Raw genomic sequence first — 19,411 nt, forward strand, 5'->3', positions numbered from 1 at the left:
GTAATATCGCTTCTCACGGTAGTTTACCGATATCTTTGCAGGTAAGCACACTCCCCAGCTGTAATTCACGTTCTTTTGCCACCGCATCAACTTGTGGTGAACACAAAGATTGTTCGCTTATGCGTAGTACATTGTTGGTGTAGAGCTGTCCGGCGATTTTACGATGAGTTGTACAGGACGAGAACCCCGCTATTATGGCCTCAATCGGCCAGTCTCTGTTTCGACTCTATAGGAGAGAACGAGATCAACAATCTCCTTCACAAGATCGAATGGAAAAATTATTCATACCCTAACGATATTAGAATATTATTGATGGTTTCTTGGAATCCACAGACCGTACTCATAACCGGCGGCGCCGGTTTCATCGGCTCGTTCCTCGCCGAGGAACTCCATTCCCGCGGCGCCGACGTCGTCGTCGCGGACAACTTCTCGAAGGGGCACGACAAACTCGGTCATATTGCCGACGAGATCGAGATTCTACCCGTCGATCTCACTACCCACAAGGGCTGCATCGAGGCCACAGAAGGTGTCGATCACGTCTTCCACCTTGCCGCGAGCGTCGGCGGCATCCACTACATCCAACGGGAGAACATCAACGGCCTCACCCCAAGCGTCCTGATGAATCAGCATATGCTGGAGGCCGCCCGCATCAACGACATTGACCGATTCTGTTTCGCCTCCAGCGCCTGCATCTATCGCCAGGAACACGACGACCTCAACGAATTTAGCGAAGATCAGGCGATCCCCGCAAACCCCCACAGCACGTACGGGTGGGCGAAGATCCTAGGCGAGGTCGCCTGCGACGCGTACCACACCGACAGCGACGTCGACACCAGCGCCGTCCGGATCTTCAACGCCTACGGGCCCCGAGAGAACCTCGATCCAGACAGCAGCCACGTCATTCCCTCTCTGTGTCGGAAAGCCATCGAGGCCGAGGATGGCGGCTCGATCGAACTCTTCGGTGACGGAACCCAAGAACGCGGGTTCATTTACGTCACGGACCTCGTCGAAGGGATGATCGAGACGATGGAACAGAAATCAGACGGGGAACCGATCAACCTTGGAAATGCAAAGGAGGTAGTCAGTATGAACGAACTCGCCGAGAAGATCATCGCTATCAGCGACAAGGATCTCTCGATCGAACACGACCTCTCGATGCCAACGGGGACCGATAAGTACGCCGCCGACACAACTAAAATGGAAGCCGAACTCGCCTGGGAACCCTCCGTCAGCCTCGATGAGGGCCTCGAACGCGTCTACGAGTGGGCCGAGGCCGAACTCACTGACGCGAAACAGACGGCCATCGCAGACGGAGGCGACAAATGAGCACTTGGAACGGCGAGCACGTCCTCGTCACTGGTGGCGCATCGTTCATCGGCTCGCACCTCGTTGAGGACCTCGTCACTGCAGGGGCAAACGTCCGCGTTGCAGACGACTTCTCTAGCGGCGAACCGGGTAATCTTGCCGCGGTCGAAGACGAGATCGAGACGGTTAGTGGTAACCTCAAACACTGGGACTTCGCCGACGAAGCAACCGAAGACATCGATACGGTCTTCCACCTCGCGGCGGACCACGGCGGCCGCGGCTATATCTCGAAGTACCCCGCGAACTGCGCGACGAATATGGCGCTGGACAACATCGTCTACGAGACCGCCGCGAAGAACGGGGTTGATCGGATCTGTTTCGCCTCAAGCGCCTGCACCTATCCGACCGACATCCAGCAGGAGCGCCAGCGGCTCCACGAGGATATGGTGAGCTTCGAGGAGCGCGGTGGGGCCTACGCCGACGAGGTCTACGGCTGGGCGAAGCTGATGGGCGAACGGTCGCTGCAGGCGTATCACGAACAGTACGACATCGACACCAGCGTCGTCCGAATCTTCACGGCCTACGGCCCCCGCGAGAACGAAACCCACGCCATCGTCGCGTTTATGGCGAAAGCCTACGCGCGGCAGGATCCCTTCCAGATATGGGGTGACGGCGAACAGACCCGGAACTTCACTTACGTCAAAGACATCACGCGTGCACTGCGACTCGCCGCCGAGAACATCACCGACGGGACGCCAGTCAACGCCGGGATTAGCCGCTATGTGACGATGAACGAGGCCGTCGACATAATCTTCGACTATATGGATTGGGTGCCTGAGGAGATCAACTATATGACCGACAAGCCGCAGGGTGTCCGTCACCGTGCTGCTGACACGACGCGCGCAGAGAAATTGCTCAGTTGGGAACCGGAGTATACGGTTGAGGAAGGCATCAGGAATACTCTCGACTGGTATGTCGAAAATCGCGATCGAGAGTATGTGAAAGAGAACCTCGAAACGCTTCTCCACGAGCGGTAGAATTCACGGCGATTTATGAAAGTCAGTCTTATCACGCCGGTGTACAACGACCCTCGTATCGAGAGGTGTCTCAAATCGATTCACGAGCAGGAGGGGAAGTTTGAACTCGAGCACGTAATCGTCGATAGCAACTCGACTGACCAGACTGTCGAAATTCTCGACGCTCACCGAGATGACATTGATATTCTGATTCGTGAAGACGACGATGGTGTATACGACGCAATGAATAAGGGCGTCAGAGCGGCCACAGGTGATATCATTGGTATCCTCAACTCGGACGATCGGTATCAGAATCAAACGGTGCTAGAATCCGTTCATCGAACGATGAAGGAGACGGAGTCACGTGCCTGTTATGGCGATCTCGTGTATGTCGGGGAGGATGATTCTGTGGTCCGGTACTGGGAGGGTGGTGAGTACGAGCCGTGGAAATTCTATCTTGGTTGGATGCCCCCTCATCCGACATTTTTTGTCCACCGGTCGGTCTATGAAGAAATCGGCTATTTCAATCAGCAGCTATCAATCGCGGCAGACTACGAGTTTATGCTGAGAGCGTTAGCCTTACACGACATATCTGTCAGCTATATAAACGATGTGTTGGTCCGAATGGAGATAGGCGGTCAGAGTAACGAATCCGTGGCGAGTATGGTGGAGGCAGTCTCAGATATGTATGAAGCCTGGCAATATCACGGTAAGATGGGACGGTTTGTCGCTCCATTTCTTCATCCCCTCGAAAAAGTGCCTCAGTACTTCCGTAAGCCTCCTAAAGATGACGTCTAGTAAGGTATTAGTTATACTTGAGACCCTTTTACCAGCGGCGAGAGTTTGATTATCTCAGGTCGGGTTCCGAGTACGAACGCAATATATCTGATTCATTGAAGATTCTCGATTACTCATTTGTACTATTGATCATATTATCGATTTGACTCAGTACGAGCCCGCAGAACAGGCTCAAGATACCGGTCATAATCGCTGTCCCACTCAGCAATATGCGCCACTGGTGGAACGCACCAGTCGTCTGGTACAGGTACGCACTATGCGTCATCACCCCGGCCCCAACAGTCAATAGGAACAACGCGGGAACTCCGAAGAACAACAGCGGGTGCCGGTCTCGTATCAGCTGCGTCAGGAATATAGCCACTTGCAGTCCGTGTCGAAAGGGGTTGTGTGTCTGGCCGTCAACCTCCTCGTACCGCACGTCGATGGGCACTTCGGAGATTTCAAGATCGTTTTCTACTCCGGAGCTGATCATCTCACTCTCGACGCCCATCCCTTCGGCACGAATCTGTAAGTTTGATACAGCCTCCGGTGACAGGGCCCGGAAGCCACTCTGGGAGTCGGTGACGTTTGTCCCTGAGGAGCCGAACGTCAGGAGATCAAGCACGCGCTGGCCGAACCGTCGGTGCAACGGTGTTTCGGTTTCTTCCTGTTCGAGATACCGGCTTCCGATGGCGATATCACACTCGTCCTCAACGATTGGCTTAACAACAGAGGGGATATCCTCCGGTAGGTGCTGGCCGTCGCCGTCCAAGAGGACTAACACATCATAGTTCATTTGTCGTGCGTGCGCGAACAGCCTCTGAACAGCTTTGCCTTTGCCTTGGTTGTCGTCGTGAGTAATGACCGTTGCTCCGGCAGTTTCAGCAATTGCTGCTGTCTGATCCGTGCTCCCGTCATCAACGACAACAACTTCATCAGCGTACTCTTGAGCCGCAAGAATCGTACTCCCTATTCCGACCGCTTCATTATATGCTGGAATTCCGACGACGGTCGAACTTTCTTGCCTCAGAGCGTCTTTTGTGGATGGTGCTTCGTTAGAGTCGTAATTTAAATTCCCATTTCGCTTGGTTGTGGTTGCAGTTTTAATCTGAGCTGGGAATTCGTGCAGCCGAACGGTCAGATCAGTACGGATCGCGGTGTCGATGACGTCGACGCGCGCCTGGAAACTCCCGAGACATCTCGTGACCTCGCGTGCTGCGTCTGGGGTAAAGAGTTGCGGGCCAGCGTCGAGTTCAGCGCCGGCACGTGTGGGGTCTTCACTGTCGCCGAATGCGGTGCGCAGCACGTCACCGAGGCGCTGATTACGCGGCGCTGAGTCGGTCTCATCATCACTCTCGATTGCGCGGCCGATCACGACGTCAGCGTCCCCGTCTGTGAGCGGTGCCAGTAAGCCCGGTAGGGCGTCAAGCGTGGCAAGCGGGGTTGAACCAAGGAGGACCACGGCATCACCAGCGGCGTAGTCCTGGGTGAGGTGCTGTAACGCGGTCGCGACAGGACTCTTGGCGTCGGGCTGTACCGAGACGGTATCGGTGAACGCTGCCGTGTCAGATATCGTCTTGTCGTCACGGTCGTCGATGAGTATGAGTTCGTCGACGGCTTGCCCTGCAACCGCACCGAGTGCGTCAAGCGTCTCCGCATCATAGTCGCTGGCGATGACGGCGGCGACGCGTTTGCTCGCCTGCGTAGCGTGCGTGTGACCTGTGACGATGTAATCCGCTGACGCCGTGTACGTGCGTTGGCTTTCTTCGTAGTCGAATGCAACCTCGGTTCCGGGGTCGGGGTGCTGGATGAGACCGGGGAGTCCGCGTTCCTTTGCGGCCGTCGCTAGTGCCCCGGTCGGGTCATCACCTGGCGGGACCTTAACGAGCGTTGCAGGCGTGTCGTCAAGGCGGCGGTGTAGAGCCGGGGCGTCGGTCGGGACGGCGACAAGAATCGGGGCGTCGTGGCGGGTGACACGTTCCACTGTGTCGATGATGGCGTCCGGTGCGGCGTCGCTTGTCACGACGTTGAGCCCGATCGCTGGGCGGGCGTGTTGCTGCGCCGCAGTGTCGGTACTAACTCGCAGGTCGTCCATTCACCAGCCCCAATGTACGTTCCCCATCTGTTCCAGATACCGATACAAGGGGTGAGTGGAATGCCCCATTTACCACTGGTCTTACGATACAGTTTATGGTCGTGTCTGCGTCGCCAATGACGATGTAGTCGCCGCGGCAGCGTTCGAATGCATACCGGTATGCGTAGCCGTAGCCGGGCTGGTCGGGTTCGACGACGATCGCGCCGAGTTCACGCGCTATCTCGGGTGTCCGGTCAGTTGAGTCGTCGCTGATGATAACTTCGGTGTGGTAGCCGGATGCTTGCACCGCGGTTCGGACGCTTTCAATGCATTCTCGAATCCCGGCTTCTTCGTTCATCGTCGGCATAACGATGCTGACTGTCGGTGAGATGTCACTGTCAGCATCGAGGTGGGGCCTACTATCAGTATCCTCTATCGGTTTATCCGTTGATAGCGCTATACTCCGCGGCTTGCTGTGTTCTTGAACTTTCGTTGATCCCATATGTGCCACCCCACCCACGGGCGGCGGTTAGGTATTATTCGAAGGCGATCCTTTCTTTCAACTGCGGGAATGTCCCGTATCAACCCCACTCTCGGATGATCACATCATTTCGGAGGTGAGTGATCTGTGTAATCAGCCCCACTCAAGTCATATCAATACAATAGACAATACAGCTATCACATAAAATTGTTTCTCTCACGAAGTCTTCTCATATATGATGTTTTTTCACCTCAGCGAGGGGTCAGCCGAGCAGACTGGAGAAGTTCACTGATTTCGAAGGATTCGAATGGAATCCAGCCCGACTAATCGTGTTCCAGCAATCAGTCCGCTTAAGAGACTCATCGTCGTAGCGACGCCGGTACCAAGTAGCAAAATTTGAGGGGAAATACGAACGACATTCTCGAACCCAGTGATGGTAGTAGCGAGGTGGTCAATGCCGTTTGCCATCGGTATGACCAAACCAAGGCTTACAACACAGCCAAGTATTCCGACGATGATCGCTTGAGTAATAACGACGCCAGTAACGGTGATACTAGAGTTTCCAAGTGCTTTTAATGCGGCATATTGGGGAAGTTGTTGGTAGACCATTGACAGTAGTATGTTGAGTGTCAATGTGAGTCCGGCGACTACTGCGAGGACGATGAGACTTGCACCGCCGGCCAGGACGACAGCTTGTCGTTCTAACGTTGCTTGAAACTGCTCCTGGTTTGTTCGAATCGTCAGTTCAGGATATGCAGTTTGCAAGTCTTGGGCAACGGCCTGTGGATTACTGTCGTTTGTCGTGGTGACTGCAACAATTGTCGCCGGATCGGTTCCGGTTTTCCCTGTTATTTCTTGCAGTTCACTGAGCGGCATCGTCACTGTCGGCGTACCGAGGAACTGATTGCCGGTGCTAGAGACACCGACAATCGTAAATTCATTATTGCGTGCTGATGTGATCGTGCCCCCGACGTGGATACGATCACCAACGTCGACGTCAAGGAGTGTTGCCGTGCGCTCGTCGATTAGGATTTCGTGAGTCATCGGGCCGTTATAGCTCCCGTTCGCGTAATGCGAATCTCCCTGAAACCCACGTCCTTCGGAAATCGAGACACCGGCACTGCTAGGGACACCCATTGAGGCGATCGTTTGGAACTCCTCACCATCCGAGCTCACATATACTGTTTGAAATAGGAGTGGACCGACAGTCCGGATTGAATCACGTTGCCGTAACTCATCGGCGAACGTGTGGGCATCGTAAATCGAGTTTTGTACTCCGCCAACCTGTGACGGCGTGAATTGAACGGACCCGCCAGTAATCCACAGATCCCGGCCGGCATTCTCAAACTTCTCTTGCCCGGTTTCGACGACGCCAAGCCCAGTCCCGGCAAGCAGCATCGTGGACAAGATCGCCAGTGTGACGCCGATCACCGCGAGGAGAGTACGTGTCCGATCGTGTCGTAACTGGGCGACGGCAACCGAAGCAATAGCCGTGAGGCGACTCACGAGGATCATTGCCGCATCACCTCAAGTGGTTCTGCTCGCCGCGAGAGCCAGATCGGGTATGGGGCGGCGACGATCCCGATGCACAGTGCGACGCCGAATCCATACCCGAAGAGAGCGGGATGCAGGACAGCAAGTGATGGGACGTCAAGCGTGGCGGCGACGGCAGCGTTCGTAATGAGGATTCCAGCGACTCCAAGCCCAACGCCGAGAAGCCCACCGAGGACAGCAAGACTCATCGTTTCCGTGACGACGAGCACAGCAAGCGATCGTTCAGAGTAGCCGAGTGCGGTCAACGTGGCTAACGCTGATCGATCGTGTGTGACTTCGAGTCCCATCATCGTCGCTGTGAACAGTACGCCAATGAGAACAGCGATGACCAGCGCTGCGACGGCCATTGCGACGGGTAAGCTTGAGGTTGAGACCTGTTGGGTTGCAATCCCAGTTCGTGTGACAACAGTCGTGTTCGGGTACAATGATGCTAACTCGTTGCGGACGCTGGGATCATTCGTGCTCACAAGAAGTTGGTCGGCGGCGTCATCGGTTGTGGAACCGCTCATTGCTTGGAGTTCACTGAGATGTACAAGTGCAATCGGGGCGACGCCGACACCAGTTTGAAATTCTTCGTCGGAGACAGACTGGACGTGAAGTGACTCTGGTGTCGATTCAACTGGTTCGATCGGATCAGCGGCTGATACGTTCAACACGTCTGCAGCCGCAGGATTGATCACTGCTTCACCAGTCCAGGTCCCGTTATAGGTGCCGTTTGCGAAGTACGGATCACCGGCTTGCAAGGCATCTGTTGGTTGCCCGGCAATGACTGGCTGGCTTGTTTCTGGAACGATAACGCCGATAAAGAGGACGTACTCCGGGTCGTTACGTGTGGATGACTGGACTGGAACAACCTGCAAGAGGACGGGCGTGGCATACTCAACCCGTGTATCAGACTGTAACCGGTCTGTCAACCTGTGCGTGTCTCCGAGTTGCGGGCCACCTGTTGACACCGCGATCGTGTTTAAATTCCCGCCTTCTGGAACGACCCAGTAATCAACGTCGTCGCTTTGCACGGCGTTTTGTGATGCCATCCCGAGTGCAACGCCTGATACAGTGATTAACAGCATAATAGCGACCGCAACGCCGGTAATACTTAACAGAAGTCTGTTGGAGCCACCGCCGGTTGCTTTCCCAAGTGTCCGTCGGAATCCGAGTCCCGCAATCGACACGGTGCGTCGACCGAGGGCACGAAGATTATGTAGTTTCATCGACCTTCTGACGATGACCGTCGCGCAGTCTGATCACACGGTCAACGCGGTCAAGCACTTGCGGGTCGTGTGAGGCAACGATAACGGCGCGATCAGTTGCGACGGCCGCGAGGACGTCAAGTACGCGCTTCCCTGTCGTGGTATCGAGTTCACCAGTTGGTTCATCTGCGATGACGAGGTCCGGATCGGTGGCGAGTGCCCGGGCGACGGCAACGCGTTGTTGTTCGCCACCGCTGAGTTCACCGGGTGTGTGGTGAACACGATCGTCCAGCCCGACGTTTGCGAGGAGCTCCGTAGCACGTTGTCGCCGTTGGCGTCGAGAGTAGCCGAGTTCAATAAGAGGCGTAGCCACGTTTGCACGTGCTGAAAGGGATGGGAGCAGATGGAAGTGCTGAAACACGATCCCGACGTGATCCAGTCGGAGTTTAGTGCGTTGGCGCGTTGAGAGAGTATTCGTCTGGCGGCCTGCAAGAGTGACGCTGCCGGTTGAAGGTGTATCGAGTGCGGCGAGTAGGTGCAGTAATGTTGATTTGCCGCTACCGCTTGGCCCGGCGAGCCCAACGAATTCACCACGGGTTACTGACAGCGAGATGTTAGAGAGAGCTGTGACTATCTCGGCACTCTGTGAGGATCGAGAGAACCATCCGCTGTGACTGCTCCCACGTGTGAAGTGACGGGAGACGTCGGTACACGTAACGACTGGGTCTACCTCAGTAGATGTGTTTGTGGATGATGAAGAGTGGTATATAGTCGACCGAGGAACCATTAGTTGGACACTCGACCATTCGACAAGATGCTATATAAAGAGTTGTGGATAGTGACTCGTTCGCAGGACGTGTTCACCGGGGGTAGCTGAGGATTTCAACAAAGCCAAGAAATTCGCCATTGACAGTACATAGTCGCGGATTTCGATGTCAAAAAACTGATTACACCCAGTGCTGTCGGTAGTTGTAACGAATGTTCAAGTGGGCACAGCGGCGAGCGCACGCCGCCTACGAACGACTTCTCAAACGCGAGATATCCGGCGTGCCAGCGCACGTCGCCGTCATTCAGGACGGCAATCGCCGGTACGCGAGCAAACAGGGCACGGGGCCTTCCGACGGTTACCAGGCAGGTGCGCAGACGACCGAAAAAATTCTAAATTGGTGCAAGGAGATGGGCGTCGAGGAGCTGACGCTGTACACCTTTTCAACCGAAAACTTCGATCGGCCCGACCACGAACGGGAGACAGTATTCGACCTGCTGGAGGAGAAGCTCTACGAGTTCGGCGACGATGACCGTGTCCACAACGGCAGGGTCTGCATCCGTGCCATCGGCGAGATCGAGCGACTCCCCGAACGGGTCCGCGAAGCGGTCGAATACGCCGAGCACCGGACCGCTCACTACGACGAGTTCACGCTCAATATCGCGCTGGCTTACGGCGGCCGGAACGAACTTCTTGGCGCGGCCCGCGAGGTGGTTCGCGCGGTCGAACGCGACGAGTTGGATCCCACGAACATCGACGTCTCGGAGATTGAGAGTCGCCTCTACGATCGCCCGCTGCGGGACGTTGACCTCATTATCCGGTCTGGCGGCGATGAACGCACCTCGAACTTCCTACCGTGGTACGCCAACGGTAACGAGGCGGCGGTCTTCTTCTGCACGCCCTACTGGCCAGAGTTCTCGCGGGTGGACTTCCTCCGGGCGATCCGGACCTACGAGTCCCGCGAGGAGTCGTGGCGGCGCACGAGGGCCAAACGTGCATTGACGCTAGTGAAGGCGCTAGGCGATGTGGAACTGACTGAGGCCCGCGCCACTGTCGAACGATTCCAAAATCGGATGCCAGAGGAGTCGAACGCCGACGAACTGACTATTGAGGAAATAAACATCACGGACGGTGCTACCGGGTTGAGAGGTAGAGAGGATTTACTCGAGAAGCGTTTCGATTGATTCAAGCAGTGCAGCGAGCTCCGTATCTGCGGGAAGATCATCTTGGTCTGTATAGACTGCTTGCTCAAAGGCTGTTGTCATCGTAAACAGGATTTCTGCTTCACTAGTGTCGAGATCATCGTGTATCGAGTTATACAGCTCCCAGTATGTGAGCGCAGAAGAGAGATCGTATGAGTCAAGGTAGTTCCAGCGAAGGGCGGCATACCCGAGTCGGATCGCAGCCTCGGTGTCATTCCGATCGAGGTGGTCCTGTGCCCGGTCGAGCAGTGCCGTAGGCGAAATCGCAGTAGTTTCCAACTGCTGTGGGGCAGATGTTTCGTCTGACTGGGTGGTCTCGCCAGATGTACGAGTGATCCCAGCAAACGTCTCTCGACGTCGCCAGACGACAACTGTCCCACCGATCAGAAGTACTACGCCGACACCGTATGCAGTGCGCCGCAACGAGGGAGAGGCCGGCGGTGAATACTCGAGAGTCGTGGTTGTCGAGGTGTTTTGAAGATTGGACCCGGTCGGTGTGAAAGAGGCGGTTATTGAGAGCTGCTGATCTGTGTTTGGCAGATTAAGCAGCGTCTCATCGCGCGGGACCTGAATGACCGTGGTAAACTCGCCAGTATCATTTGTTCGAACTGTCTGTGACTGTGTATCGGCGGCAGACACGTCGATTAGTCGGTTGGGTAGTTCCGTTCCGGTTTCGGTCAGCAATTGTCCTGTAATGGAGATCGTCGACTGATTCTGTTGTGTCGCAGTGAGAGTGAGTTGTGTTGCGGTCGGTGTGATTGTGATCGGTCGTTCGACTGTGGTTTGCTCAACAGCCATTGTAGCGTCTGCAACGGTAATCTCAATCGTTCGGGTCCCTGGTGGGAGTGTGTCAGGGAGTCGTATACGGTGTTTAAACTCGCCGTTACGGTTCGTACGGGTTTGCGTGAACGACTGGGTGCCGATCGTGGTTTCAACCGGGACGGTGTGGAGACCAGTTTCGTTTGCGGTGACTTGTCCGTGAATCGTTACGATATCGTTGAACTGACCGCGTGTCCGGTTAACCGTCGTTGTCACCGTAGGTGTAGACGTGTTAATAGAGACTGCTGTTTGGTTCTGTGCTCCTTCATATGCAGAGACCGGATCAGGGCGATACTCTACAGTGAGAGTGTTAACTCCTGGCTCGGTTGTTATCGGTCGATACGTCGCTGTGAAATTCCCATCTGCTGTTGTTTCTGTCCGGATCGACTGCCCATCAAGCGTCACAATGATGGACTGATTTGAAATCCCAGTTTCGTTCGCCTGAAGTTGTCCGTGTACTTGGAGCGGATCTGCTGGTGAGGCGTGCGTTGACACAGAGGTGATCGTGAGATTTGTCTCGACGAATGTATCGTTTTGAACTGTTTCTTCTAATTGCGCCAGACGGGTTTGCGCGGTGGTGAGCTGCTCAAGTTCCTCTGTCGCGTTAATTGCCGTTGTATTATCAAGCTGCTCGTACTGTTCAATGAGTTCCGACGCCGTCTGATTCCCGGTTGCCGTCTGATTGAGTAATTCTCTCGCAAGTCGGCGAGCTTCAGTATCATTTCCAGTCGCACGAGCAGCTTGATACTGACTGTAGAGAGCACGTGAATTACGAGCTGCTTCAACGAGTTCTCGTTGTTGCTGAACCGTGAGATTGAGGTTCTCTGCAGTTTCAACAGACGCAGATGAGGAGTTAGCAGCCAGGTATTCATACTGCTTAACCAGCTGTGTCATATTTCCACGGAGTTCAGCTTCCGCAAGATCGAACTGTCGAGCTGAGGTTGCTTCCAGACTCGCTTCAAGCCGGGCACCGATCTCGACTTCAAATTGTGAAAGCACTACAGTTCGTGGTTCGTCAGATTCGGGGAGTTCCGGACCGATATGTCGGGTAGAATTGTTCGTCTCGTTTGATGACTCGGCCGCCGCATATACCGGGTTCTCACTACTTGTCGTGGCTGCGACTGGCGGCATCTGATCAGGTGTTGCAGAGACAAGAGGTGTCCCGCAAGTCACCAGCAGCAGTAGACAGATAATGAGTGGTCCAGGTCGAGTCGCAGCCATTCGTTAACTCTGAGATACAGGTCAACTGGCAAAACCGCTTCGACAGACGAATGTTCTATGAGCGAGCACTCAAAAGATATGAGTAGATAGGTGCCGAGGAGATGAGTAGACAGGGATGATCTCACCGTAACTCACGGGTGGACTATGAATATATTGGGTACTGAGTGGGATATCCCTCGTGTGATATTATGGTGTTTTATTATAGTTATTGCAGTCACACTGTCTCTTGCAGCACTGACATCAACGACTGCCTTCGGGGCGTATAATGCGGAATGGGATGGGACAAGTGAACTTCGCAACTCAGCAGCTGATTCAGCAAGTGCCACGCCGGTTCTCATTGATTCAACGGGATACGATCAACTTGAGGGGAGTGGAACACTTGTCATTCTTCTAGCGCCGCAGACTGCATACTCGCCTGCGGAACAAGCCCGGGTACACGCTTTCCTTGACCGTGGTGGGACCCTCCTTATTGCAGATGATCGGCGTGGAGAGACGAATCAACTCCTTGCGGAACTCGGTGTCTCGACACGGATTGATGGCCGGCAGCTCCGTGACCCAAACCAATTTCATCGAAATCCGGCACTACCAATTATAACAAACACATCGAACACATCAATCACGCAGGGCGTCGATCAATTCACGTTTAACCGAGGGAGTACGCTCACCACAGGAAACGCAACAGTACTAGCGTACTCCTCGGACTTCTCTTATCTAGATGAAAATGAAAACGAGCAGCGTGACCAAACCGAACCACTCCAGTCGTACCCAGTGCTCACGACAGAACAGGTAGGTAATGGACGTGTGTTCGTGCTGAGTGATCCGAGTATCTTCATTAATCAAATGCTGGACCGTCCCGGGAACCGTAACCTGGCTAACGGACTAACATCATCCTACGATCGAGTCGTCCTTGATTCGTCCCACGGCGGTGAAATTCCTCTCACGATACAGTTCTGGGTATGGCTCAAGCAAACTCCTTGGGCACAAGCAGTACTAGCAGGTCTCGGACCGCTTCTGCTTGGACTGGCAGTCCACCCTCGTGTTCGGTCAGTGATTACTATAGTGCGGGAGGAGTTCTTTGAAAGAAATACCTCGCTCGACGCAGTCACATTTGATGCCGAAGAGCGTACAGAATATCTCCGTCATCAGCATCCAGACTGGGATGCGTCTCGTGTTGAACGAATCACAAAGAGTATGGAGCAACTCGACACAGACACAATATCTGATGACGATGAATAACGCGACCTCTCAACTGACGCCCGAAACGTTGTACGAGTCCCTCCAAGAGGAAGTTGGCCGTGTGATCGTCGGGAACGAGGAAGTCGTCGAACGGTTAACGCTTGCACTACTGACTGGTGGGCATGTGCTTTTCGAGGGGGTGCCTGGAATCTCGAAAACAGTTACAGCTGAATCATTTGCTCGTGCGAGCGGGCTGTCGTTTAACCGGATTCAAATGACACCGGACATCTTACCTGCGGACATAACTGGTACAACGATTTACCGTGAGGCAACAGGTGAATTTGAAACGCAGCGAGGACCGGTGTTTGCGAACATTGTCGTTGCTGACGAGATCAACAGAGCAACCCCGAAAACGCAGAGTGCATTGCTAGAAGCGATGGCGGAGCAACAGGTGACAATTGAAGCTGACACTTTGGAACTTCCAGACCCATTCATAGTGATTGCCACTCAGAACCCCCTCGAAATGGAGGGAGTGTATGAACTCCCAGAGGCTCAACGGGATCGCTTCCAGTTCAAACTCCGGTTAGGATACCCATCGCGTGAGAACGAACAAGCGATTCTCGATCGGTTCGATAACGCCCCGGGTCTTGGACCAGAATCGATCGAGCAAGTGATCGATACAGACGATATCATTGCCGCACGCAATGACTGTCAAGCAGTTTTCGTCGCTGAACCGATAAAAGACTATATTTTGAATCTTGCCGAAGCTACACGTGAGAGCCCAGATACGGAAGTTGGGGCATCACCACGAGCAGCAATCGATCTTCAACGCGCTGCGAAGGCATCTGCTGCAGTGTCCGGCCGTGGTTATGTTCTGCCTGATGACGTCAAGCAGCTCGCTGTTGAGGTCTTAGCGCATCGGATCGTCTTGAGTACCGAGGCAGAACTCAGCGATCTCACTCAGTCCACCGTCATTGAGAACGTTCTTGATACGGTTGATGCGCCTAGCGAAGAGCTGATCGAAACCGAGAGGTGAATCGCCTCGCACCGTAATAGCAGAAACTATTATACAGAATCAAGGAGAATACCTGACCCTTTAGGGTCAGGATGAATCTGACAACTCCTCCACAAACCACCGTCGATGGCGGGGATGGATATTCCACGTTCTCAATACGAACCTTTACAATAAATACGAGTATAAGTGATTATACAGGCGTTCAGAATGCTGGAAGTCCACCGCACTCACCAAGCCAAAATCCTCAACCACGGACAAGTGGAGGAGATGCTTGACCGGCACGGGTGGGGTGCCAGCAAACTCTGGAACGTCGCCAACTTCCACTCCCGGCAAGTCTGGGAGGAGACGGGCAAAATCCCCGATCACGGCGATCTCAAAGACGAGTTGAAGTCGCATCCAACATACAAGGGACTGCATTCGCAGTCCAGTCAGCGCGTTCTGGAGGAACTCGCTGAAGCCTTCAACTCGTGGTACGAAAAGAGGAAGTCTGACAGTCGGGCGAATCCACCGGGCTACCGCAAGAAAAACTACTACGACACCCAAGGCCGCCGCGTCCACGAAGAACACCCTCGTTCTACCGTGACGTGGAAGCAGAACGGCATCAAACACGACACCAAAAATAACCGCGTCAGGCTCTCGAAGGGTGCGAATCACAAGGAACACCCGAAAGCGTGGGAATACATCCTTGTCGAATACGAGACTCGTCCCGGCGTCACGGTTGAGAACCTGCAACAGGTTCGCGCCGTCTACGACAACGCGAAGGGACGCTGGGAACTGCATCTCGTCTGCAAAGACGAAGTTGAGACTCCCGACGCTCCCGGAACCGAGTCAGCTGGTGTTGACCTCGGCATCTGTAACTTCGCGACAGTTGCGTACAGTACCGAGGACGCCGACCTGTACCCCGGAAATCGCCTGAAACAAGACGGCTACTACTTCCCGAAAGAGATCGCCAAGTGCGACGATTCGAGTGGCGACAGGCCCACTCGTCTACACAACAAGTGGTCGGAGCGCCGTGCCCACTTTTTCCACAGTCTCGCCAAACACATCGTCCAGCGGTGTGTCGAGAAAAATGTTGGACAGATCAACATTGGGGACTTAGAAGGCGTCCGCGAGGACGAAACCGGCGAGGCGAAGAACTGGGGCACGCACGGCAACCTTGACCTGCACGGCTGGGCGTTCGATAGGTTCTCGACCATCCTCGAATACAAGGCGAAAGTCGAGGGTATTGACGTCTTAGAAGTTTCAGAGCGCAACACGAGTACGACGTGTTGTGTGTGCGGGAGGAACGACGAGAGTCAGCGCGTCCACCGCGGTTTGTATGTGTGTGAGAGGTGCGACGCTGCGTTCAACGCAGATGTGAATGGGGCGGAGAATATCCGTCTCGACATAACCCAAAGTAACTCTGAGTCTTCGACCAATGTGGGTGAAGATAGGAGTACCGGCTGGTTGGCACAGCCCGGAGTCTACCTGTATGACTTGTCCAGCGGATTCCAACCGCAGGATCAAGTGGTAGACTGCAAACCGTAATATCCCAATCCAGCGGCGCGGTGCCGTGGGATTCCTCCGCGTTCACGCGGAGGAGGATGTCAATTTTGTTCACTCGGAAATGGGGATGTAGTCGAGTGGTGTTACGTTCCCCCGCCATCCATCCCATCGCTCGACCACTCCCCACTTTGCATAAGAAATCTCTGTTGTGAGATCAGCAGGAAGTTGGGAACAGCGACGTGAGGCTACTGTTTTGAGTTGTCGGGGTTGTCCCACCGACATTCGAGAATGACGTCTGTGCCATCGGCATCGTACACTGTGATGCGTGCCGGTGTCCCGAGTGTGGTTGCGATTCCAACTCCAAAGAATGATGCTATCGGGTGGTCTATTCCATCAACATATTGGTAGGAACTGTCAGTTACTGCAATCACACTGTGGTGATCGTCTTCGACGGATGTCACGATCCGGTCCGCAATCTCAAATTGCTCAACAAGCGCATCGGCTAGCTGGGTGAATAGTTGTTCTGGTGAGTTCGTTTCGGAGGGAGTAAGATCGACTGCTGTTTGTAATTCCTCAAATAATGCAGCTCCCGTTGGATAGAGCGCAACACCACGCTGACTCGGATCATCGGTGACGACAAACATTTCATCGAGATCAGCATCTTCCGGTAGCGTATAGTCTTGATGCTGTGGGAGAAACAGTCGAGTATCCGACGGAGTTCGTTCCTCCCGCGGAACATAAATCTCGGTTCCGGCTAAATCAAGCGCTGAGATGAGTTCAGTGTAGTTTGTTTGTTGCGTGCGATATAACGCATCACCAGTTGTCGTCGTCACGAAATCAGCAGGTGTGAGATAATACGTGAGGACACCAGCAGTAATTGCAGTCCCCCCGAGAGCAATGAGTACTTGTTGTGCCGTTGCTACAGCGAAACTCCCGGCAACTGCAATTACCCCGACCGTTAGCAAGCCAAAAGCAGTCCGTCGATAGTTCGTCTGCTGTGACCGTGTATACTCTTCTCGGAGTCGTTGATTCTCCGCTTGCAATATTTCGAGTTTTCCATACAATTCTGCAATACTTTCCTCGTCAGTCGTTTCCTGATCCGTCGCAGTACTCCCTAGTTCGTCATCGGTACCTACAGCGCCGGTGTCGTTTGTACTCATAGCGTATCGGGATAGAACCCGTTGAACGGTAACCTGGATCCAGTCAATTGATAGTTTCTCATCATATGCTCATCGTTCGTGGGTATTTGTACGTACCTGTGTGGATACGGATACCTGTTGCCAGAATACCCCAGCAAGGTACAGGAGACAGATCCCCGCCACGATATGAATTGGTGGCCACGTGAGCCAACCGCCAATCACAGCGAGCGCAAGAAGCAGTGTAAGAAACACAGTCGAAATTCCAGAGACTGTACGCGTTTGCATAGTCGCCCAGCCTTCAAACACGATCGGGAGAGCGAAGAGAAGCTCCGTCACACCGAGTGCCCACAGCGTTTCAGGCGTGATCTGGAAACCGATCAACGCTAGGTTTCCACCAATCAGGACAGTGATTGCGGGAGCAAACACCCAGCAGCAAATCAAGCTCGCAGCAATGATTAACTCGATAACCCGTCCAGTCGTACTAAACCAGAGACATACGACTACACACCATCCAAGCTCATACCATTGCCATTCAGGTTCGACAGTGATTGCGCTATTCGGTCCCGCACGAAGACGATCCACCACGCGTTCACGAGTGTCCGCCACCCCTTGCTGTGTGTCTGTCATTCTGCCTGTGTCCGCTCGCTTGCAAGAACCGCTTGCAGTTTCTCTCCCGGAGCTATTTCAAAGGCGGTACTGTGTTCAATCTGCTCGACTTGCTGTCGAAACCGTTCAAATTCAGCGTACCGACTATAAATGGTCTCAATATCGGTGAGATCACTGGGTTCGAATAGGACACTTGGTGTGAGAAATGACAGTACTGTCGGGCTTTGTTGCCCAGCAAACTTGATCGTGTCATATAACTCCTCACGACGGCTGTCATCCGTGAGAATAGCGACGCGAACATCACGGCTGTGCTGATTCAGATACGTTTGTACCGTCTGCATAAGTGGATCGTGCTCAATTCGCTGGAAACGTTCCGACCGTGCAGTGATAAATGGGTATAATTGCTTACTGAACACCGACGTATCAGACTGCAGTCGTTCAGCAGATACTGTCGACGTCGCTACTGAACGCGAACGATAGGATGTGCTTTCAGTCGTACCGTTCGAGGTCATTCCTGATTCAATACGGTTGAGTCGATCGCGGATCCTGAGATACTGTTCTGGATCAGCACTTACCCGTGAAGATGCATCAACACCATCCGCAGTGATATGGTACAACCCGACTGGATCACCGTGGGTCTCAGCATCCGCAACGAGAAGAGCAGCAACGTGACGCAAGTACCCCAGCTGTGATTCGACACCCTCGGCACTGCTAGTAGCAACCCTGCCATCAAAGAAAATCATCAATGGGCGTGTTGTTTCAAGCTCAAATTCTCGAACGTATACCTCAGCAAGCCGTGCCGTTACTTTCCAGTTAATCCGTGACACCGGATCGCCCGGGGTATACGCACGCATCCCTGCAGGCACGATCCCTGACCCAGTATCTCCAGATCCATACTCACCGTATGTGACCGTGAATTGTTCTCCGGCTTGACCTACGTGGATCGAATCTGTATCACGCGGCGTCACCGTGACCGTTGTACCTGCTTGAAACGGGATTGTCATTTCGAAAAAACCATACGGACTGGTGACTGTTGCTGTCGCCGGGCCAATATCATAATTACCTGCAAATGGGAACCGAAGCTGACACTCCGTAGCTGCATTCAGTACCGTAGGCGGAAGCGATAGTTGTTCGTTAGCAGGTTGTCCGTCAGCCACGTCTGGATAATTCGGATCGATTGCGACCGTGATTGGAAGTGGCTGTGTCGTTACTGCCGCGACTGAAACCGTAAGGGGTTCGTCTGGATGAATCTTCGTCTGGGGTGTCTGGTATGAAACGGAGACTGCAGTTTCAACAGTTTGAACGTGGCGGCGAAAACTCCCCTCGAGAACCAGTAACCACCCGAGAATTCCGGCAGTCGTGACTAAGAATAGAACGTCTGTGAATACAAGAGTCAACAAGCTAAAAAAGACCACCAGTCCGAGGACCCACCAGTACCGCTCGGTTCGACGCACCGATGCCATCTACTTGCCCGGACACTCTCCCTCCCCTAAAGCATAGGGATTCCAAGAATATCGTATCGTATTGTGTGATTGGGAAGAAGCCGGACAGACTACTCAAAGCGCAACAAGAGGATTTTTATCAA

At 53.9% G+C, this 19,411-nt stretch carries 15 protein-coding genes and 1 pseudogene; 7 read left to right on the plus strand and 9 right to left on the minus strand.

Annotation, left to right across the window (positions count from 1 at the left end; all coding sequences use genetic code 11):
- The first annotated feature begins 312 nt into the window (after positions 1-312).
- From BLV25_RS13495 to BLV25_RS13505, 3 genes are read left to right on the plus strand one after another with little or no spacing between them, the layout of a single operon-like run.
- The gene (locus BLV25_RS13495; protein WP_092734224.1) at positions 313-1,326 is read left to right on the plus strand and encodes an NAD-dependent epimerase/dehydratase family protein; all 1,014 of its coding nucleotides are present in this window, start codon (positions 313-315) and stop codon (positions 1,324-1,326) included.
- Positions 1,323-2,342, plus strand: coding sequence for an NAD-dependent epimerase/dehydratase family protein (locus tag BLV25_RS13500; RefSeq protein WP_092734227.1), 1,020 nt, complete (start codon positions 1,323-1,325; stop codon positions 2,340-2,342). Before BLV25_RS13495 ends, BLV25_RS13500 begins: the two co-directional genes overlap by 4 nt.
- Before the next feature lie 15 nt (positions 2,343-2,357).
- Positions 2,358-3,119, plus strand: a complete 762-nt coding sequence (locus BLV25_RS13505) for a glycosyltransferase family 2 protein (protein WP_092734230.1) — start codon at positions 2,358-2,360, stop codon at positions 3,117-3,119.
- A 109-nt stretch (positions 3,120-3,228) separates the two neighbouring features.
- Here the strand turns inward: BLV25_RS13505 and BLV25_RS13510 are convergent, their stop codons facing one another.
- From BLV25_RS13510 to BLV25_RS13530, 5 genes and pseudogenes are all read right to left on the minus strand, one after another.
- Positions 3,229-5,193 (minus strand): glycosyltransferase family 2 protein, encoded by a 1,965-nt coding sequence (locus BLV25_RS13510; protein ID WP_092734233.1) that lies wholly within the window; start codon positions 5,191-5,193, stop codon positions 3,229-3,231.
- A 97-nt stretch (positions 5,194-5,290) separates the two neighbouring features.
- Positions 5,291-5,539: pseudogene (locus tag BLV25_RS17985) on the minus strand (glycosyltransferase); the annotation flags it as partial.
- A 399-nt stretch (positions 5,540-5,938) separates the two neighbouring features.
- On the minus strand, positions 5,939-7,168 hold the full coding sequence (locus BLV25_RS13520; protein ID WP_092734239.1) for an ABC transporter permease: 1,230 nt from the start codon (positions 7,166-7,168) through the stop codon (positions 5,939-5,941).
- On the minus strand, positions 7,165-8,277 hold the full coding sequence (locus BLV25_RS13525; protein ID WP_256335736.1) for an FtsX-like permease family protein: 1,113 nt from the start codon (positions 8,275-8,277) through the stop codon (positions 7,165-7,167). Before BLV25_RS13525 ends, BLV25_RS13520 begins: the two co-directional genes overlap by 4 nt.
- Positions 8,278-8,404: 127 nt before the next feature.
- On the minus strand, positions 8,405-9,184 hold the full coding sequence (locus BLV25_RS13530) for an ABC transporter ATP-binding protein (protein WP_092734245.1): 780 nt from the start codon (positions 9,182-9,184) through the stop codon (positions 8,405-8,407).
- Positions 9,185-9,375: 191 nt separating this feature from the next.
- Between BLV25_RS13530 and uppS the strand changes: the two genes are divergently transcribed.
- Complete coding sequence (uppS, locus tag BLV25_RS13535; RefSeq protein ID WP_092734248.1) at positions 9,376-10,347, plus strand: polyprenyl diphosphate synthase; 972 nt, start codon at positions 9,376-9,378, stop codon at positions 10,345-10,347.
- Here the strand turns inward: uppS and BLV25_RS16905 are convergent.
- Complete coding sequence (locus BLV25_RS16905; RefSeq protein ID WP_143114458.1) at positions 10,324-12,405, minus strand: hypothetical protein; 2,082 nt, start codon at positions 12,403-12,405, stop codon at positions 10,324-10,326. The two genes, uppS and BLV25_RS16905, sit on opposite strands and share 24 nt — an antisense overlap.
- Before the next feature lie 144 nt (positions 12,406-12,549).
- On the opposite strand from BLV25_RS16905, the gene BLV25_RS16910 reads away from it, so the two are divergent.
- The 3 genes from BLV25_RS16910 (at position 12,550) to BLV25_RS13550 (ending at position 16,123) form a co-directional block, all read left to right on the plus strand.
- A complete protein-coding gene (locus tag BLV25_RS16910) occupies positions 12,550-13,641 on the plus strand; it encodes a DUF4350 domain-containing protein (protein WP_143114459.1) in 1,092 nt (363 codons plus the stop codon).
- Complete coding sequence (locus BLV25_RS13545) at positions 13,628-14,617, plus strand: AAA family ATPase (protein WP_092734321.1); 990 nt, start codon at positions 13,628-13,630, stop codon at positions 14,615-14,617. The genes BLV25_RS16910 and BLV25_RS13545 overlap by 14 nt, the downstream gene beginning before the upstream one ends.
- Positions 14,618-14,803: 186 nt before the next feature.
- Positions 14,804-16,123, plus strand: a complete 1,320-nt coding sequence (locus tag BLV25_RS13550; RefSeq protein WP_092734324.1) for an RNA-guided endonuclease InsQ/TnpB family protein — start codon at positions 14,804-14,806, stop codon at positions 16,121-16,123.
- A gap of 203 nt (positions 16,124-16,326) precedes the next feature.
- On the opposite strand, the gene BLV25_RS16915 is transcribed toward BLV25_RS13550, so the two are convergent.
- The 3 genes from BLV25_RS16915 to BLV25_RS13560 form a co-directional block, all read right to left on the minus strand.
- Positions 16,327-17,241 carry a hypothetical protein gene (locus BLV25_RS16915; protein WP_143040810.1) on the minus strand — a complete coding sequence of 305 codons (915 nt, stop codon included), beginning with the start codon at positions 17,239-17,241 and terminating at the stop codon, positions 16,327-16,329.
- A 69-nt stretch (positions 17,242-17,310) separates the two neighbouring features.
- A complete protein-coding gene (locus BLV25_RS16920; protein ID WP_143040811.1) occupies positions 17,311-17,847 on the minus strand; it encodes a hypothetical protein in 537 nt (178 codons plus the stop codon).
- Positions 17,844-19,289, minus strand: a complete 1,446-nt coding sequence (locus BLV25_RS13560; RefSeq protein ID WP_092734257.1) for a DUF58 domain-containing protein — start codon at positions 19,287-19,289, stop codon at positions 17,844-17,846. The genes BLV25_RS16920 and BLV25_RS13560 overlap by 4 nt, the downstream gene beginning before the upstream one ends.
- Positions 19,290-19,411: the final 122 nt, after the last annotated feature.

Origin of the sequence: Halopenitus persicus, from assembly GCF_900107205.1 — an archaeon.
GTDB lineage: Archaea > Halobacteriota > Halobacteria > Halobacteriales > Haloferacaceae > Halopenitus > Halopenitus persicus.

Excerpts from the sequence above, each read along its gene's own strand:
- BLV25_RS16905 (WP_143114458.1), bottom strand. The coding sequence starts at position 12,405 with ATGGCTGCGACTCGACCTGGACCACTCATTATCTGTCTACTGCTGCTG.
- BLV25_RS13525 (WP_256335736.1), bottom strand. The coding sequence starts at position 8,277 with ATGCTGTTAATCACTGTATCAGGCGTTGCACTCGGGATGGCATCACAA.
- BLV25_RS13510 (WP_092734233.1), bottom strand. The coding sequence starts at position 5,193 with ATGGACGACCTGCGAGTTAGTACCGACACTGCGGCGCAGCAACACGCC.
- BLV25_RS13550 (WP_092734324.1), top strand. The coding sequence starts at position 14,804 with ATGCTGGAAGTCCACCGCACTCACCAAGCCAAAATCCTCAACCACGGA.
- BLV25_RS13545 (WP_092734321.1), top strand. The coding sequence starts at position 13,628 with ATGACGATGAATAACGCGACCTCTCAACTGACGCCCGAAACGTTGTAC.
- BLV25_RS13500 (WP_092734227.1), top strand. The coding sequence starts at position 1,323 with ATGAGCACTTGGAACGGCGAGCACGTCCTCGTCACTGGTGGCGCATCG.
- BLV25_RS13505 (WP_092734230.1), top strand. The coding sequence starts at position 2,358 with ATGAAAGTCAGTCTTATCACGCCGGTGTACAACGACCCTCGTATCGAG.
- BLV25_RS13530 (WP_092734245.1), bottom strand. The coding sequence starts at position 9,184 with ATGGTTCCTCGGTCGACTATATACCACTCTTCATCATCCACAAACACA.
- BLV25_RS16910 (WP_143114459.1), top strand. The coding sequence starts at position 12,550 with ATGAATATATTGGGTACTGAGTGGGATATCCCTCGTGTGATATTATGG.
- BLV25_RS16915 (WP_143040810.1), bottom strand. The coding sequence starts at position 17,241 with ATGAGTACAAACGACACCGGCGCTGTAGGTACCGATGACGAACTAGGG.
- BLV25_RS16920 (WP_143040811.1), bottom strand. The coding sequence starts at position 17,847 with ATGACAGACACACAGCAAGGGGTGGCGGACACTCGTGAACGCGTGGTG.
- BLV25_RS13560 (WP_092734257.1), bottom strand. The coding sequence starts at position 19,289 with ATGGCATCGGTGCGTCGAACCGAGCGGTACTGGTGGGTCCTCGGACTG.
- uppS (WP_092734248.1), top strand. The coding sequence starts at position 9,376 with ATGTTCAAGTGGGCACAGCGGCGAGCGCACGCCGCCTACGAACGACTT.
- BLV25_RS13495 (WP_092734224.1), top strand. The coding sequence starts at position 313 with ATGGTTTCTTGGAATCCACAGACCGTACTCATAACCGGCGGCGCCGGT.
- BLV25_RS13520 (WP_092734239.1), bottom strand. The coding sequence starts at position 7,168 with ATGATCCTCGTGAGTCGCCTCACGGCTATTGCTTCGGTTGCCGTCGCC.